The organism is Trinickia sp. LjRoot230, from assembly GCF_964253315.1.
GTDB lineage: Bacteria > Pseudomonadota > Gammaproteobacteria > Burkholderiales > Burkholderiaceae > Trinickia.
Genome location: NZ_CAXUQX020000002.1, coordinates 1,459,206 through 1,475,243 on the forward strand (window position 1 = coordinate 1,459,206; position 16,038 = coordinate 1,475,243).

At 60.7% G+C, this 16,038-nt stretch carries 13 protein-coding genes and 2 pseudogenes; 5 read left to right on the forward strand and 10 right to left on the reverse strand.

Annotated features, from left to right (window positions below; all coding sequences use genetic code 11):
* Window positions 1-7 precede the first annotated feature (7 nt).
* Window positions 8-424, forward strand: a pseudogene (tnpA, locus tag ACSQ20_RS25555) (IS200/IS605 family transposase).
* A 115-nt stretch (window positions 425-539) separates the two neighbouring features.
* Window positions 540-2,000 (forward strand): annotated as a pseudogene (locus tag ACSQ20_RS25560) (transposase); the annotation flags it as partial.
* A 207-nt stretch (window positions 2,001-2,207) separates the two neighbouring features.
* On the opposite strand, the gene ACSQ20_RS25565 reads toward ACSQ20_RS25560, so the two are convergent.
* Genes ACSQ20_RS25565 through ACSQ20_RS25595 form a run of 7 tightly spaced genes read right to left on the reverse strand, consistent with a single transcriptional unit; the run spans window position 2,208 to window position 9,692 of the window.
* Entirely contained in the window at window positions 2,208-3,230 is a 1,023-nt protein-coding gene (locus ACSQ20_RS25565) for an XdhC family protein (protein WP_436025425.1), read from the reverse strand.
* Complete coding sequence (locus ACSQ20_RS25570) at window positions 3,203-3,769, reverse strand: CoxG family protein (protein ID WP_436025427.1); 567 nt, start codon at window positions 3,767-3,769, stop codon at window positions 3,203-3,205. The genes ACSQ20_RS25565 and ACSQ20_RS25570 overlap by 28 nt, the downstream gene beginning before the upstream one ends.
* Window positions 3,760-5,016 carry a vWA domain-containing protein gene (locus ACSQ20_RS25575; RefSeq protein ID WP_436025428.1) on the reverse strand — a complete coding sequence of 419 codons (1,257 nt, stop codon included), beginning with the start codon at window positions 5,014-5,016 and terminating at the stop codon, window positions 3,760-3,762. Before ACSQ20_RS25575 ends, ACSQ20_RS25570 begins: the two co-directional genes overlap by 10 nt.
* Window positions 5,017-5,019: 3 nt before the next feature.
* The gene (locus tag ACSQ20_RS25580; protein WP_436025429.1) at window positions 5,020-5,907 is read right to left on the reverse strand and encodes an AAA family ATPase; all 888 of its coding nucleotides are present in this window, start codon (window positions 5,905-5,907) and stop codon (window positions 5,020-5,022) included.
* Window positions 5,908-5,948: 41 nt separating this feature from the next.
* Entirely contained in the window at window positions 5,949-6,749 is an 801-nt protein-coding gene (locus ACSQ20_RS25585; RefSeq protein ID WP_436025431.1) for an FAD binding domain-containing protein, read from the reverse strand.
* A 15-nt stretch (window positions 6,750-6,764) separates the two neighbouring features.
* On the reverse strand, window positions 6,765-9,152 hold the full coding sequence (locus ACSQ20_RS25590; protein ID WP_436025433.1) for a xanthine dehydrogenase family protein molybdopterin-binding subunit: 2,388 nt from the start codon (window positions 9,150-9,152) through the stop codon (window positions 6,765-6,767).
* Between the two features lie 12 nt (window positions 9,153-9,164).
* Complete coding sequence (locus tag ACSQ20_RS25595; protein WP_436025435.1) at window positions 9,165-9,692, reverse strand: (2Fe-2S)-binding protein; 528 nt, start codon at window positions 9,690-9,692, stop codon at window positions 9,165-9,167.
* 315 nt (window positions 9,693-10,007) lie between these two features.
* Here ACSQ20_RS25595 and ACSQ20_RS25600 point away from each other — a divergent pair, with 315 nt between their 5' ends.
* Window positions 10,008-11,240, forward strand: coding sequence for an NAD(P)/FAD-dependent oxidoreductase (locus ACSQ20_RS25600; RefSeq protein WP_436025437.1), 1,233 nt, complete (start codon window positions 10,008-10,010; stop codon window positions 11,238-11,240).
* A gap of 117 nt (window positions 11,241-11,357) precedes the next feature.
* On the opposite strand, the gene ACSQ20_RS25605 is transcribed toward ACSQ20_RS25600, so the two are convergent.
* Both ACSQ20_RS25605 and ACSQ20_RS25610 read right to left on the reverse strand, forming a co-directional pair.
* A complete protein-coding gene (locus ACSQ20_RS25605; protein ID WP_436025439.1) occupies window positions 11,358-11,930 on the reverse strand; it encodes a hypothetical protein in 573 nt (190 codons plus the stop codon).
* Between the two features lie 109 nt (window positions 11,931-12,039).
* Window positions 12,040-13,473 (reverse strand): alkaline phosphatase family protein, encoded by a 1,434-nt coding sequence (locus ACSQ20_RS25610; protein WP_436025441.1) that lies wholly within the window; start codon window positions 13,471-13,473, stop codon window positions 12,040-12,042.
* A gap of 168 nt (window positions 13,474-13,641) precedes the next feature.
* Between ACSQ20_RS25610 and ACSQ20_RS25615 the strand changes: the two genes are divergently transcribed.
* Complete coding sequence (locus ACSQ20_RS25615; protein ID WP_436025443.1) at window positions 13,642-14,523, forward strand: hypothetical protein; 882 nt, start codon at window positions 13,642-13,644, stop codon at window positions 14,521-14,523.
* Window positions 14,524-14,634: 111 nt separating this feature from the next.
* Window positions 14,635-15,075, forward strand: coding sequence for a hypothetical protein (locus ACSQ20_RS25620; RefSeq protein ID WP_436025444.1), 441 nt, complete (start codon window positions 14,635-14,637; stop codon window positions 15,073-15,075).
* Window positions 15,076-15,197: 122 nt separating this feature from the next.
* Here ACSQ20_RS25620 and ACSQ20_RS25625 read toward each other — a convergent pair whose 3' ends face one another.
* The gene (locus ACSQ20_RS25625) at window positions 15,198-15,938 is read right to left on the reverse strand and encodes a class I SAM-dependent methyltransferase (protein ID WP_436025446.1); all 741 of its coding nucleotides are present in this window, start codon (window positions 15,936-15,938) and stop codon (window positions 15,198-15,200) included.
* Window positions 15,939-16,038: the final 100 nt, after the last annotated feature.

Here is a 16,038-nt window from a genome sequence, read left to right on the forward strand (position 1 = left end):
TTGGTCTATGAGCGAAGACAACGAGATTAGACGAGGAAGCCACTGTGTTTTCCGGATGCATGTGCATTTGGTCTTCATGACAAAATGCAGGCACGGTGTATTCACAAGCGAGATTCTTGGCGATTTGCACACCTTATTCGCAGGCGTGTGCGCTGACTTCGAGGCCGAACTGGTGGAGTTCGATGGAGACGATGACCACGTACACCTGTTGGTGAACTATCCCACCCAAAGTCGCGGTTTCGGCACTTGTGAATAGCCTAAAGGGCGTCTCCAGTCGCATGATCCGCAAGAAGAACTACCCGAGCATCCGCAAAAAACTGTGGGGCGGCGCGCTGTGGTCGCCGTCTTACTTCGCCGGAAGCTGCGGCGGTGCACCTATGAGATCATCCGCCAGTACATCGAACAGCAGCAGACGCCCCACTGACCGCCGAAAGGACGCCTACGGTGTCCGCGCTATCCTTCCCCGCCATGAAGAGGCTGTCGCGAAAGCCCATTGCCGATAAAATCCGGTAACGCAACCCTTGATGAAGAGATGAGCGATGAGCACGGCTCGCAAAGTACCGTCACCGGACAGTAAGCAACACGATCTGTTTGGTGGAGTGCCGGCTCAAGATGCCAGACCCAGGCCAAAGGCGTCGGATACGGGGCGCCGGTTTGTAACAGGCAACCCGCACGAGATTGTCCTGGGCACGACACGCCTGGAGGACTATCTGAAGCAGGCCGGTCAACAAGCACCATTTGTCATAGCGCATTTGCTCGCGCAGCAGGACTGGCTACCTTTCGAGCAGCGCTATGCTGCCACCGGGCGCGCGCCTTACGCGCCGCGCCTGATGATGGGTCTGATCCTGTATGGCGTCATGCAGGGTGTTCATTCGCTACGTGAGCTGGAGCGGCTGGCGCGACTCGATTTAGGGTGTATGTGGGTGACAGGCGGCATTGCGCCGGATCATGCCAATATCGGCCGCTTCATCGTATTGCACGAGGACTCGCTGACCCAGGATTTTTTTGAATCGCTCACGCGCACGATATTGAAAGCCAGTGGTTCGAACAGCACGCGTTTAGCCGGTGACGGCACCGTCATTGAAGCGGCTTGCTCGCACTACAATCTGCTCAAGGAAGAGGCCGTCAAAGCGCGCGCAGAAGCTGCTATCAAGGCGGTTGAGCGGACGCCTGATGATCTGGCGGCGCAACAGGAGCAGCAACGCAGCACGCAATGCCAGGCGATCTTCGAGGCGCGTCAAGCCGCTCGCCACAGCCATGGCAAGAGCAGTGAAACCTTGCGCATCAGCGGCAGCGAGCCGGAGGCAATGGTACAGCGCCTCAAGCGCGCACGGGGGTTTGCGGCATCGTACAAACCGTCGGTTCTGGCCAACGAAGATCGGATCATCACGGCCCTCGCGCTGGACGCGTCGAGTGAAACAGAGGTCATCGCGCCAATGCTGGATCAAAGCGCACGAGTGACGGAGGCACACGCAGAAGAAGTGTTGCTCGATGCAGGATACTTCGACGATGAGGTGATCGAAGCGACGCTTGCGCGCGATGTCAGCCTGTTATGCCCGGAAGGACAGTGGCCTGCAAAGACCCGGGAAGAAGGACTGTTTCATAAAAGCGCCTTTGACTATCACCCGCAAACTGACACCTATCATTGCCCGGCCGGTCAAACCCTGATTCTGCTGGCCAGAAGCGCAGCAACGCTGCGCACACGAGAGCATCGCGTGTATGGGGCCACGACCTGTGGGGATTGTCATCTGCGCGCGAACTGTACGAAAGCGGCGCAAGGACGACGCATCAAACGCTACCCCGAGGATGAACAGCGTGAGGCGCTTCGTCTCGTGATGCAGCATCCTCAGGCGCGCCGCATTTTCAGCCATCGCAAGGCGATCGTCGAACCGGTGTTCGGCAGCTTGCGTTCCCAGCAGGGGCTTAACCGTTTTCGGCGCCGTGGGCTGCAGGCGGTCAAACGCGAATTCGCCTTGCATGTCCTGGCGCACAACCTGTCCAGAGCAGTGGCCCTGTCGAGGGCGTTACTTACCCTCTTGTACGCGGTTTTACGCGGCTTCCATGAGGTTGCGCACCGTTTTTTGAACAGATTCCTCGATTTGTTGGTTCGCGCCAAAGCAATCACATCCACGCCAGGGCTTCAATTGGACGCGCTGCAGAAACGTTTTGCGACAGCCTCTGAAGGACGGGGTTTGCCGCGCTTCCGATCAAGCGTTATCAATACGGTTTTCGCTGCGGGACTGTTCTCTTGCCGCCTTCGCGCCTTCTACCTGAAGGATCGTCGGCAGCGACACGCCATTTTTTGCGGCCGTTATCTCGGCCAGGATCGAAATGGCGATCTCGGGCGGCGTGCGGCTGCCAATGTAGATGCCGACAGGCCCGTGCAGCCGCGCAAGCTGCGCATCGCTAAGGTCGAACTCCTTTAGCCGTTCGCGTCGGGCGGCATTATTGCGACGCGATCCGAGCGCGCCGACGTAAAAGGCCGGTGTTTTCAGTGCTTCCATCAAAGCGAGGTCGTCGAGCTTCGGGTCGTGCGTCAGCGCTACGACGGCGCAGCGCTCGTCGAGCTTCATATCGAGCACCGTATCGTCGGGCATGCTGCGCACGACGGTCGTGCCCGGTATGCGCCATTCCTCGGTGTACTCCTCGCGCGGATCGCACACCGTGACTTGATAATCGAGGCCCACGGCGATGCTGCACAAGTAACGCGACAATTGTCCAGCGCCGATGACCAGCATGCGATAACGCGGACCGTGAATCGTCAAAAGGGTGTTGCCGTCGAACCGAACGCCGTCTGTCGCCTGCGCTGGCGACAGCGTTGCCGAGCCCGTTGCCATATCGAGCTCGCGTGCGACGAGGCGCCCGGCCTCGACTTCGTTGCATAGCGTGTCGATGCGGCTTGCGCGGCCGAGCGGCTCCAGTACGAGTTCGATTGTGCCTCCGCAAGGCAGGCCGAAGCGGTGAGCTTCCTCGGCGGTGATGCCATATTTCACAGCCTCGGGCCGCGTCTGCGCGATACCTGTGTTACGCACGCGTTCGATCAGATCGTCTTCGATGCAGCCGCCCGAGACGGAACCTACGACGAGGCCGTCATCGCGTACGGCAAGCATCGCGCCTTGCGGGCGCGGCGACGAGCCCCACGTTTTGACGACGGTAACCAGCAATACGCCTCGCCCTTCCGCGAGCCAGCGAACGCTCGACCTCAGGACTTCGAGATCCACGCTTTCCATGATTTGTGTCCTTTGCCTGAGGGTGCATGCTCGGCCGTTGGTGCTTCATCGACGGTTTCATCGACGGCTTCATCGACGGCTTCATTCGCCTGCGTTGCATCCGTCATGTGGGCCGTGAAGCGTTTGAAAAACTCGCCGGCAATTTTACGGGCTGCGCCATCAACGAGGCGCGAGCCGATCTGTGCAAGCTTGCCGCCCACCTGGGCGTTGGCGGTGTAGCCGAGCTTCGTCGATGATTCGCCGTCCGCCTCGAGCGTCACGCGTGCACTGCCCTTCGCGAATCCGGCGGCGCCCCCCTGGCCTTCGAAGGTAACGGTGTAAGAATGGGGCGCATCGATATCGGTCAGCAACATGCGCCCCTTGAACTGTGCTTTGACCGGGCCAACCGCGGCGCGCATCGAAAGCGCGTAAGCATGCTCACCGTCCGCTTCGATGGTTTCGCAACCGGGAATGACGGCGCGTAGCACGGCTGTATCGTTCAACGCCTCCCAGGCGCGCTGCTGCGAGATGGGCAGCAGATACTGTTCGGTCAGTTCCATGGCGTCGTTCCTTGAGATGATGAAGGGGGCAAGCGATTACGCGCGTCGCAAGCGCGGGACGGCGCGTGGCTCAAGCTTGCAAAGTCGCGGGCGAATGCGCTGAGGCTTTCCAGATTGTGACCGGGACGATGCGCGTCGACGTGCGGGAGAATAGCGCGAACGCCACGTGCGAGCGGTTCGAATTGCTGATAGCGAAGCAGTGGGTTCAGCCAGATGATCAGGTGTGCGAAACGAGCTAGGCGGGCCATTTCCGCATCGAGCAAATCGATCGATTCGTGATCGAGCCCATCGGTCACCAGCAACACGGTCGCGCGGCCCGCGAGTGCGCGCTTTGCCCAACGCCGGTTGAATTCGGCAAGGGCAGCACCGATGCGCGTGCCGCCCGACCAATCCGCGACGCGCTCGGACAGCGCTGCGATGGCCACATCGGGATCGCGTTCGCGCAACGCGCGCGTCGCGTTCGTCAGGCGCGTGCCGAACAGAAATACTTGCAGCCGTTCGCGCGATTGCAACAGCGCATGACAGTAATAGAGCACGGCGCGCGAATAATTGCTCATCGAGCCTGAGATGTCGAGCAACAGCACGAGTGGCGGCTTGCGTTCTTGCCGTGTGCGGTATTTCCATACAACCCAGTCGCCGCCTTCGTGCACGGCTTGCCGTGCACTTGCGCGCAAATCGGCATGCGTGCCGTGGGAAGCCGCCTTCATACGGCGTGTGGGTTCTTTCGCGAGCGTCGTGCGGCGGCTACGTATCAAGTGACGCAGCGCGCGCCATTCGTCGGCCGTCAACGTGTCGAAATCGCGATGACGCAATTGCTCTTCGGCACTGAAGGTGGCTTGCGAACGAATCTCGTGGCGGGTGGCGTCCTCGGGCGTACCTGTCTGCGCAAGTGCGTTGCGGCTCGCGAGCGCGTCGGCGAGCCGATTGCTGCGCACCGGAGGCGGCATGCCGCTTTTCACTTTCGGCAGCAGTAGCGCACGCAACTGATTCTCCCAATCGGGATCGCGCCAGAACAGATCGAATGCGCTATCGAAAAACGCCCGCTCGCTGGAACTCGAAACGAGGATCGCGGCCAGCGCCGCGCGCACGTCGTCGCGTTGGCCGATATCGATCAACGTCAACGCATGCAAGGCATCCACCGCATGTGCCGCCGACATTGGCAGGCCCGCGGCGCGCAGCAGGCGCACGAAGTGCGCTACGTTGCGGGCGAACATAGGCAAAGCGGTGCTGGGCTCCGATGGCGTCATCGACTACTCCGATACGGCCAGACATTGCGCAATGCGTTCGCGATCGAGCCGCGCCAAATCGTCTTCGTACTTGAGCAAGACACCGAGCGTATCGTGTACCGACTGCGGATCGAGTTCCGACACCGAGAGCGCAGCAAGCGCGCGGCACCAGTCGATTGTCTCGGCGATGCCTGGTGCCTTGAAGAGATCCATCGTTCTGAGCCGATGAACGAATGCAACGGCCCGCTGTTGTAGTTCGGTACTGGCCTCGGACGCACGGGTCGCGACGATGGCAAGTTCCCGATCGCGCTCGGGATAGCCGATCCATTGATAAAGGCAGCGTCGTTTGAGCGCATCATGTACTTCGCGCGTTCGATTCGACGTCACGATAATGAGCGGCACGCGAGCCGCCCGCACGGTTCCGTACTCGGGAATCGATACCTGAAAGTCCGACAACAACTCCAGCAAAAACGCTTCGAACGGCTCGTCCGCACGATCAACCTCGTCGATCAGCAACACGCGTTGCGCGCCAGGGTTCAGCTCGTCAGGCATCAGTGCTTGCAGCAACGGACGTTTGAGCAGGAATTCGCTGCGGTAAAGCGTGTCGTTGCTCGGCTGCTGTCCCCCGGCTTCGGCCAAGCGCAGTGCCATGATTTGGCGTGGGTAGTCCCACTCGTAGAGCGCACTCGCCGTGTCCAGGCCTTCGTAACATTGCAAGCGCAAAAGGGTGGTGCCGAGCATCGCGGCTGCCGCTTTCGCAAGCTCGGTCTTGCCGACGCCGGGCTCGCCCTCAACCAGGAGCGGCCGCTCCAACCGCAACGCGAGAAAGAGTGCCGTCGCCAACTCGCGGCTGGCGAAGTAGCCCGCTTGCACCAGCTTAGCGAGTGTTTCGTCGATATTCGTCGGTTGCATTACCCTGTGCCGCGTCAAATGCGCTTAACGCTCGGCATTGCCTACCGAGCTCCGTCGACCGCGCGCGCCGCGAGTATCGGGATTAAATGAGCGCGATACGCGGCGCTCGCATGAAGATCTTCGTTCATGTCGTCGGGTGCGATCGTTACACCGCGTGCTGCCATGCCCGTGAAGCTCGCGTTCAGCGCCGTTTCAAGCTCGGTTGGGCGAAACACCGAAGACGCCGCACCTGTCACGGCCACGCGTACGCCATCGGCGCCTTTCGCCACGAACACGCCCACGAGTGCGAATTGCGAAGCGGGATTGCGGAATTTCTCGTAGGCGCTTTTTTCGGGCACCGGAAAAGCGACCGATACGATCAGCTCATCGGGTTCGAGTGCGGTTTCGTACATGTCAATGAAGAAGTCGTCCGCCGCGATGCGCCGGCGGTCGGTGACGATGGTTGCATTCAACGCCAGCACCGCGGCGGGATAATCGGCCGCCGGGTCGTCGTTGGCGAGCGAGCCGCCCAGTGTGCCGCACGCGCGCACCTGCCGATCGCCGATCATGCCTGCGAGTTCGGCAAGGCCGGCTAGTGTGTGCCGCACGCCGCTGTGTTCGGCCACGTCGGCATGGCAAACCGCCGCGCCTACCGTAACGACTGTTTCGGTGACGTCGATATTCTTTAATGCGGCAATGCGCGTGACGTCGACGAGCCGGGTTGGCTGAGCGAGCCGCAGGCGCATCGTCGGCAGCAAGCTTTGACCACCGCCAAGGAATTTCGCGTCGCCGTCCGCGCGCAGTGCGGCGACGGCGGCTTGGGCATCGGCTGCGCGCTGATATTCGAACGAATACGAATACATTTAGGACTCCTTAGCTCAGTGAGCAGACGACTGCGCGGCCTGAATGGCGGACCAAACACGATGCGGTGTGGCCGGCATCTGGAGATCTTTGACTCCGAGCGGCGCAAGCGCGTCGATGATGGCGTTGATCACGGCGGGCGGCGAGCCGATCGCACCGGCTTCGCCGCATCCTTTCACGCCGAGCGGGTTATGCGTGCACGGGGTGCCCTTCGCGGTCTCGACGGTGAAATCGGGAAAGTCGGATGCGCGCGGCATCGCGTAGTCCATGTACGAGCCGGAGAGCAACTGACCTGTTTCGTGGTCATAGACGCATCGTTCGAGCAGGGCTTGCCCGATGCCCTGGCCGAGCCCGCCGTGCACTTGGCCCTCGACGATCATCGGATTGATGATGTTGCCGAAATCATCGACGGCGGTGAAGCGTTCGATACGCGTTTCGCCCGTATCTGGATCGACTTCGACCTCGCACAGATAAGCACCGGATGGGTAGGTGAAATTGGTCGGATCGTAAAAGGCGTTTTCATCGAGGCCTGGTTCGAGTTCTTCCAGCGGATAGTTGTGCGGCACGTAAGCCGCGAGCGAGACTTCGGCAAACGTCTTCATGCGGTCGGTGCCGCTCACGCGGAACACGCCGTTTTCGAACTCGATGTCGCTCGTCGACGCTTCCAGTAAATGCGCTGCGATTTTCTTCGCCTTGGCCTCGATCTTGTCGAGCGCCTTCATGATCGCCGAGCCGCCGACCGCAATCGAGCGCGAGCCGTAAGTGCCCATGCCGAACGGGATGCGCCCGGTATCGCCATGCACGATCTCGACGTTGTCGATCGGCACACCGAGCCGGTCTGCCACGACTTGTGCGAAGGTGGTTTCGTGCCCCTGGCCATGGCTGTGCGACCCTGTGAAGACAGTAATCGTGCCGGTGGGATGCACGCGCACTTCGCCCGCTTCGAAGAGGCCCGCGCGCGCACCGAGCGCGCCAGCGATTTTCGACGGCGCGAGACCGCAGGCTTCGATGTAACACGAGTAGCCGAGCCCGCGTAGCTTGCCGTTTTGCTTCGACGCGTCGCGGCGGGCGGCGAAGCCTTGCACATCTGCAAGCGTCATCGCGCGCGCGAGGCAGCTTTCGTAATCCCCGGTATCGTAGGTGAGTCCGACCGGCGTGGCATACGGGAATTGCCGAATGAAATTGCGCCGGCGAATTTCCGCTGGATCGAGCCCGAGTTCGCGTGCTGCCTGCTCGACGATTCGTTCGACCACGTAGGTTGCCTCGGGACGCCCGGCGCCGCGATACGCGTCGACCGGTACGGTGTTGGTGAAGACGGCCTTGACCTCGGCGTAGATCGCAGGCGTCGTGTATTGGCCGGCCAGCAGCGTCGCATAAAGAATGGTGGGCACAGACGACGCGAAGGTCGACAGATAGGCGCCCATGTTCGCGATGGTGTGCACGCGCAGCGCGAGAAAGTGGCCGTCGGCATCGAGGGCCAGTTCGGCTTTCGTCACATGATCGCGTCCGTGTGCATCCGAGACGAACGACTCGGCACGCTCGGCAGTCCATTTCACGGGCCGCCCGATACGCTTGGACGCCCACGTCAGCGCCACATCCTCGCCATACAAGAAGATTTTTGAGCCGAAGCCGCCGCCCACATCGGGCGCGATGATGCGTAGTTTCGATTCGGGCAGCGACAGCACGAACGCGGCCATCAGCAGCCGTTCGACGTGCGGATTTTGATTGGCAACATAGACGGTATAGCTGTCGTCCTGACGCGAATAGCTTGCATTGACAGCGCGCGGCTCTATCGCGTTCGGCACCAGGCGGTTATTGACGATATCCAGCGTCGTGACGTGCGCTGCTTTTGCGAAGGCGGCATCGGTGGCGGCTTTATCGCCGTGGCCCCAGGTGTAGCAGACATTGTTCGGCACATCGTCGTGCACCGTGGGCTGGCCGGTGTCGGCAGCGCGCGCTGTGTCGGTCACGGCAGGCAGCAGGTCGTAATCGACTTCGATCAGTTCGGCCGCGTCTTTGGCGGCTTTCGCCGATTCCGCGATGACGAGGGCAACTGGGTCGCCGACATGCCGAACCTTGCCCTGCGCCAGTACCGGATGAGGCGGCTCGCACATCGGCGCACCGTCCATGCTGTGAATCAGCCATCCGCAGGGCAGGCCGCCGACCTTTTCCGCCGCGAGATCGGCACCGGTGAAGACGGCGATGACGCCTGGCGCCGCACGCGCCGCCTCGATATGGACCTTGCCGAGGCGCGCGTGCGCATGCGGCGAACGCACAAATGCGCCATACGATTGGTGCGGCAGCACGACATCGTCGGTGTATTGTCCGTTGCCGGTCAGAAAGCGATAGTCTTCCTTGCGCTTAATCGAGGCGCCGATCAAGCGGCTTTCGTCGGGTGCGTTCATCGCTTCGTTCTCCTAACGAATAGCCGCGGGTGCGGCCGGCTCGAGCGCGGCGGACTGCTCCGCCGATTGCTTCATGGCAGCCGCGCCTTGGAGCACGGCTTTGACGATGTTGTGGTAGCCGGTGCAGCGGCACAGGTTGCCATCGAGTTGGCGGCGGATATCGTCGGCGCTGGCATCGGGTGTTTGTGCGACTAATGCCACCGCGCTCATGACCATGCCCGGCGTGCAAAAGCCGCATTGCAGCCCGTGACATTCGCGAAACGCGGCCTGCATCGGGTGCAGCGCGCCATCGCTTGCGGCGGCAAGCCCTTCGATGGTGGTGATGTTTGCGCCGTCCGCCTGCACGGCAAGCACATTGCAGGCTTTCACCGCCCGGCCGTTCATATGAACGGTGCAAGCGCCGCATTGCGCGGTGTCACATCCGACGTGTGTGCCGGTGAGCCGCAGCGTGTCGCGAATGAAATGAACGAGCAGGGTATGAGCTTGCACATCGGCAGTCACGGGCGAACCGTTGACCGTCAGACTGATGCTGATCGCCATGGGTTGTCTCCTACGGGGGATCGAGACCCGGCACCTTTGCGCACCGGTGCCGCTTGCTCGGTAATACCTGGCAATACGTCCTTCCGTCCTTCGTTTTTCTTGGGGATGCAGAGGAAGTAAAGCACAATTTGGCGCGGCCTGCTGCGACGACAGCTATGCGATATCGTCAAGCGTCCTAACTAAACTAATCTCGCCACGCCGGCGCCCGACAGAGTGAATCCGTGTGTGTCCGTCTGTGTCGGTGAACGATTCTCGTTTATGATAGCCGCGCATCTTTCCGCGCGTGTTCTTTCTGATTCTCTCGCCTGCCATCTAATGAAATTTGACACTCTTGTGCTCGGCGCCGGCATGGTCGGCGTTTCCATTGCGGCGCATTTGCAACAGCGGGGGCTTTCCGTCGCGCTGGTCGATCGCAAAGCGCCTGGTAACGAGACCTCGTTCGGCAATGCCGGGCTGATTCAGCGCGAGGGAGTCTACCCGTATGCGTTTCCGCGCGAGTTCTCCAAGCTGCTCGGCTATGCAAGCAATCGCTCGCTCGATGTTCGCTATCATCCCGCGGCCATGCCGAAGCTTGCGCCGTTCCTCTACCGATACTGGTACAACTCCGAGCCTTCGCGCCATGCGGCGATTGCGCGGTCCTATGCGACGCTGATCGAGCGCTCGGTGAGCGAGCACCAGGCGCTTGCGCAGGCGGCCGGCGCCGCCGCATTATTGCGGCCGACCGGATGGGTCCGCGTGTTCCGCACGCCGGAGCGGCTATCGCAAGAAGTTAGGACTGCTGAGCAATGGCAGCGCGAGTTCGGCGTGACGTTCGATGCGCTCGATGCTCCCGCGCTGCATGCGCTTGAGCCCGACCTGGCTGCGACGCTGGTCGGCGGCGTGCGTTTTCCTCAATCGCATTCCGTCAACGATCCGAATGCTTTGGTGACGGCTTACGCGCGCTATTTCGAGCAATTGGGCGGCCGCTTCGTGCATGGTGATGCGCTGACACTCGCGCCGCAATGGCGTGTCTCCACCGATGACGGCGTACTCGAAGCGCGCTCGGTCGTGATCGCGTTGGGGCCGTGGTCGGAGCGCGTCAGCGGGGCACTCGGCTACCGGTTGCCGCTCGGCATCAAGCGCGGCTATCACATGCACTATCGTCCCGAGCGGAATGCGAAGCTCGGCCAGCCGGTACTCGATGTGGAGAGCGGCTATCTGCTCGCGCCGATGGCGCGCGGTATCCGGCTGACAACGGGCGTCGAGTTGGCGCTACTCGACGAGCCGAAGACGCCAGACCAACTCGCGGCAGTGGAGCCGATCGCACGCAAGCTATTTCCGCTGGGCGAACGGGTCGACGCGGAACCGTGGATGGGGCAGCGCCCGTGCACGGCCGACATGTTGCCGATCATCGGCCCTGCGCCGCGACACCAGGATCTCTGGTTTGCGTTCGGCCATGCGCACCACGGTCTGACGCTCGGGCCCGTGACGGGCCGGCTGATCGCGGACATGGTCACGGGTGCTGCGCCGTTCGTCGATCCTCGTCCGTTTCGCGTCGATCGGTTTTGATCGCGTGACGGGTCGGCGTGACCGGCGTCGGTGCGATGCCATTTCTACAGACGATATGGCATCGCGCTTGGGAGGGGCGGGCAGTTCGCCGTTGCCACATCGCGCGCGGGGCTGCACTTACCGTACGGGCTGCCCATCCCGCGTGACCTGCAGCGCTGTACCCTCGACATAGTTCACGCGTATATTCTCACCAACCTCGAGCCCAATCAGAAAACGATCGGTCGCGGCTTGCAGTGTCATCGGCCCAGTCGGGCCGCGCAGCGTCAAGAGCCGCCTTTCGCGGTCGATGCTGAGCACGGTTGCGACTGCCTGCACGCGATGGACCGACTTCGTCGTGCCGCCGGACGCAGGGGTGATCGTCTGCGTGTCGACGCGTTCGCGGACCGCGCTCGAATCGGCCCGTTGCGCGCTGAGGATCAACGCACGCGTATAAGTGATCGCAATGTGATCCCCTATACGCAATTTTTCGACGTCGCCCACCGATTTGTCGACCACTACATTGGTGATCGCGCCGTCATCCTTGCGAACAGTCAATGTATTGGTGGCGGCGTCGATCTTCTCGATGGTCGCAGCCATGCGCGTTGCGGTGCTTCCTGAAAAGAGATCGTTGTCCGCCGGCATGCCGGTGGCTTGCGCGTCGGCTACACTGGACGCAACGGCGGCGGCCGACAATACGACGAGGCTCAGCAATCGGAGGCGCCGCGATTTCTGTAGGACTACTAACAATTTGGTCCTCCCATCGTTCGCCGCCAGTCTAGCGCGGTCGCATGGCCTGTTCTTCATACAAACAAGCGAGCTGTCATTGCGCCTTGAGCTTGCGCAGATGGTCGTCCCACGCGGCCATACGCTCGCGAATGTATTCGCCGATTTGCGCACTGGTGGCCAACTGCGGCTCGACGTGAGCGACTCGCCCCGTTTCGTCGGGTATCGGCAGTGTCGAAACGCGCCAGGCATGAATGCGCTCGATCTCGCTCGGCACGTCCTGTTTCGGCTGGCTCACGCCTGATTGCGGCGCGACGATTTGGTCGAGCGGATCGTCGTTGCGCGGGTTACTCAGCGTGAGCGCGTCGCCGAGGCTTGGCGCTGCTTTGTCGCGTTGCGTCAACGACGGTACGCCCCAGCGCTCTTCGATGGTCTTCAGCACGCTGGTGTGATCGATCGTTCCATTTTTTGCTCGATAGACGGTACCCGCGGCAATGCGAGGCGAGACCAACAATGCGGGGATGCGTAGGCCCAAACGCTTGAAGTCGAAATTATCGAATTCGCCGATCGAGGCATCGGGTGCCGTGGCTGTGTTGGGCGGCGCAATGTGATCGTAATTTCCGCCGTGCTCGTCGTAGGTAATGATCAGCAATGTGTCGTTCCACCCGGGGCCGTCCCGCAGCGCACGGTAGACGTCGTAAATCAGTTGCTCGCCTTTTGCGACGTCGTAATTCGGGTGTTGGCTATTGCCGCTTGCGCCAAAATCGGGTTCCAAAAACGTATAGGCCGGCAGCGTGCCCGATTTTGCTCGATTTTTAAAATCGACGAAGAGGCCGAAGTGCTTCGGGTCGGCATTCAACGTATCGGGGAAATCGGTACGTGTGAGCGGCGGGCGTTTGTAGCCAAAAATTGCCCAATCGATTTGCTGGTCCGACAGGCGGCCAAAAATGCTCGGGCAGTTAAACGATTTAACGTGGTTATCAAGCCGGCCTTGCGCGGTGGCCGCCGAGGCAAATGCGCGATTTGGTATGGTTTGCGTTGGGACCGAAGCGAACCATTGATCGCAAACGGCATAGCTTTTGGCGAGCGTCGACATGACCGGCAGCAGCTCGGGTGTATACATCTGCATGATGTCCGGCGGTTTGGTGCCCGGCAGTGAATCTCCGTAATGATGTGCCAGGTCGTAATCGATGGCGGATTTGAAGTTCGCGATGAAGCCGTTATTGTTGGGCTTGGCGTCGGCGGCAGGATGCAGTGTCGAATACAACTGCATATTCGTATTGTAAAAACCTTCGCCCGGATCGGCCCCTGGCTTGAAATAGACATTCGGCGTATTGGAGGTGATTCGGCTCACACGAACACTGTTTCCCGCCGGGGCCGCGTTTTGTTCGTCTCCCGTTAGTCCTTCAAAAGGAATACCGGAAGGCATGGTTCGTTTGCCGTCATAAAGAAATCCAAGCATTTGATCGAATGAACGGTTCTCGAGCATCAATTGAACAATGTGTTTGATGCTGCCAAGCTGGTTAGCCATGTCGATACTCCGCTGTCGCGAGTGGTAGTCAGCGCAGTGGACATGAATCGGCATACGTCGTTCAATGAACGACTGCTTCGTCCGCCTGCATGCCACTTCGCGGCCGCGTTCGCACCTGGTTGTTTATGGAACGATGATCTACAGCTGGAACGCATGGTACAGACCGGTATGAACGATATTTCAGACGGTAATTCGAGTATTTCCCAGAGGCTTGCCGGGCTTGACGTAGGCGCTCGCGAAGAAGCGGACGACCCACCAACGCGGCCATTGCGTCGGCTGCAGCCTCAAGAGGATGGAGCGCTAGGGCGGATTCCGCAGCGATCCGACCACGATGCGCTTTCAGGTGAATCAGGCACTGAAACTTCGGCAGCGGGCGGTACGCGGCTCAACGCGCATTTGCCCGTTCGAGCGCAACCACCGGCGATGACGACGCGCGTCGAACCTCCACGAATCGCCGACGTGGACATGCAACAGGCACGTATGAAAATCGGTGCGGGTCTTTGGACGGTGGACGAGGCAATCAATGAGTTGGGCGTTGCCCACGAAGCAGACGTTGCGACGCTAAGGGGATGGCAGGCGATGACGAATCAATTCGCTGATGAGCCGCCAGTCTCCGCTGAGACGGCCGATGCGGCGCCCGATCGTGGCGGTGCCGCTTCGATAGCCACGGCGGACCGCGCTTCGACGCCGGGGCCAGGCGCAGACCCGGCAGCCGATCTGGCAGAGGCGAGGAAGTTGCTCGAGCGGGCTGACGGCTGGAGGTTTAGCGGGGAAAACGATGCAACCGATCTTCTCAGCCAGGCACAGGAATGCGTCACCCGTGCGAGGGATAGCGCTGACGAGATATTCACTCAGTTGCTCAACGCCGTGAGGGCTGGCGACACGGATACCCGCCAGGCAATCGTCCGTCACCAAGCCGCTTTCTTGAGGCAGGCTACGAGCTGCGCGAGACAGATAGACGCGGCTCGCGTCGATCCTTCTGACCTGACTTCGCTGATTGCGGAGATCGGCAAAATGGCGAGAGGTATCGACGAGGTCAAGGCGCCTTGACCCATTACAAGTGCTCGTTCGGAAAAGCTCATTTCATTTCGCGCCGGCTGCAATGGACATTGTGTGGGATACGTAATGCCCGCTAACTATCGCTTGTCCTAGGAGGCCGCTGTGTTTTCTGCACTTCGAGCATTACGCAACACCGGAAACGACTCGTCAGTCGCTGCCTCGGTCGAGAGCCGAGGCAGCGACGCTCGTCCGGTGCGGGCCAATCTGCCATTACCGCTGGCCGATCTGCGGTCCGTCATCGAAGCTGCAACGCCGCCTCGCAAACTTCAAGTCCGTTTGTCTGGTCTACCCAAGCCTCAAGAAGCGCACGTGATGAATTCAAGAGGGCAGCGCAGGCGCTTGAACGAAGTCCGGCGCGCTGCCAAGGAACATGGCGTGCCGCTGAGCAAAGCTCAGGCGCGCAGACTGGCCAAGAAAACCGAGGAGCCTGATACGGAAAATGACGAGTCGTCCGACGATCAGCCGCAACAGGATTGCTGTGCCTTGGGAGATCGGTTGAGAGATCTCTTGAGCTTGGGCTTGCCCAAGGTGATAACCGCGTGAGACGGTCGAGACTATTCTCGAACGTGCCACTATCTCGTCTGTCTTTTGCTGGGATTCGGGAGATCGACAAGATGATGGCAGACATCAACCAGGTTAATGCGCTTTGCAGTCAGATCGGTTAATCATTCGATTGCTTCCCGCGTAGCGGTGAATATTGCGTGACCCGCATACATCCAGACAACGTCTGCGTTTGCAAAACCTGCCTCTCGCAGCCAGTCGAGTTGTTCGGCAATCGACGATGGCTTGTCGACTGGATCAGGATGCGGGAGGCGGTAGTAATTCCATTCCGTTTGCTCAAAGATTTTTTCAGCCTCGTCGCTGCCGAATTGTTCAAGCGATGCACGTCGCACCGCTTCCGCCCAATGGTCCGCTGCAAGTTGACGGGTACCGGGCCCAGCAGCTTCCACCAGGTCGGTCATCGCGAAGACGCCACCCGGCGTCAGCATCTCGCGGATGTCGCGGTAGAGCGCCCGCTTGCCTTCGGCATCGAGGTGATGCACGGCGAGGGACGTCATCACAGCGTCGTAGCTGCTTCGCTTGCGCCAAGCACGTTCTTCGATACTTGCGAGCATCAGTTCATAACGGCCGCGAAACGCTTTCAGGCGTTGATCCGCGCTCGCCAGCATCTCAGGTGAGCGATCAAGCAACGTCACGTGCGCGTCGGGCTTTCGGCGCAAATACGCTTCGGATAATTGTCCATGACCACTACATAGGTCGAGAATGCGCGGCGCTGCCAGATCGTTCAGCAGGTCGCACATCGCGCTGATTTGTTCTTCACGGCGGGGGACGAATACGTCACTGAATCGAATAAAAAGTTCGGAATCCGAACATTGCCATGTCGCCGGCAGAGATTCGCATGTCATTTTTTAAGAGGTCTCCATTTAGACGGTTGCTCGACGCGCAACGTCGGCGTTCGAGTGGCGAAAGCGTCGATGAGTTCCTCTGACGGCGACTATCAAGCCT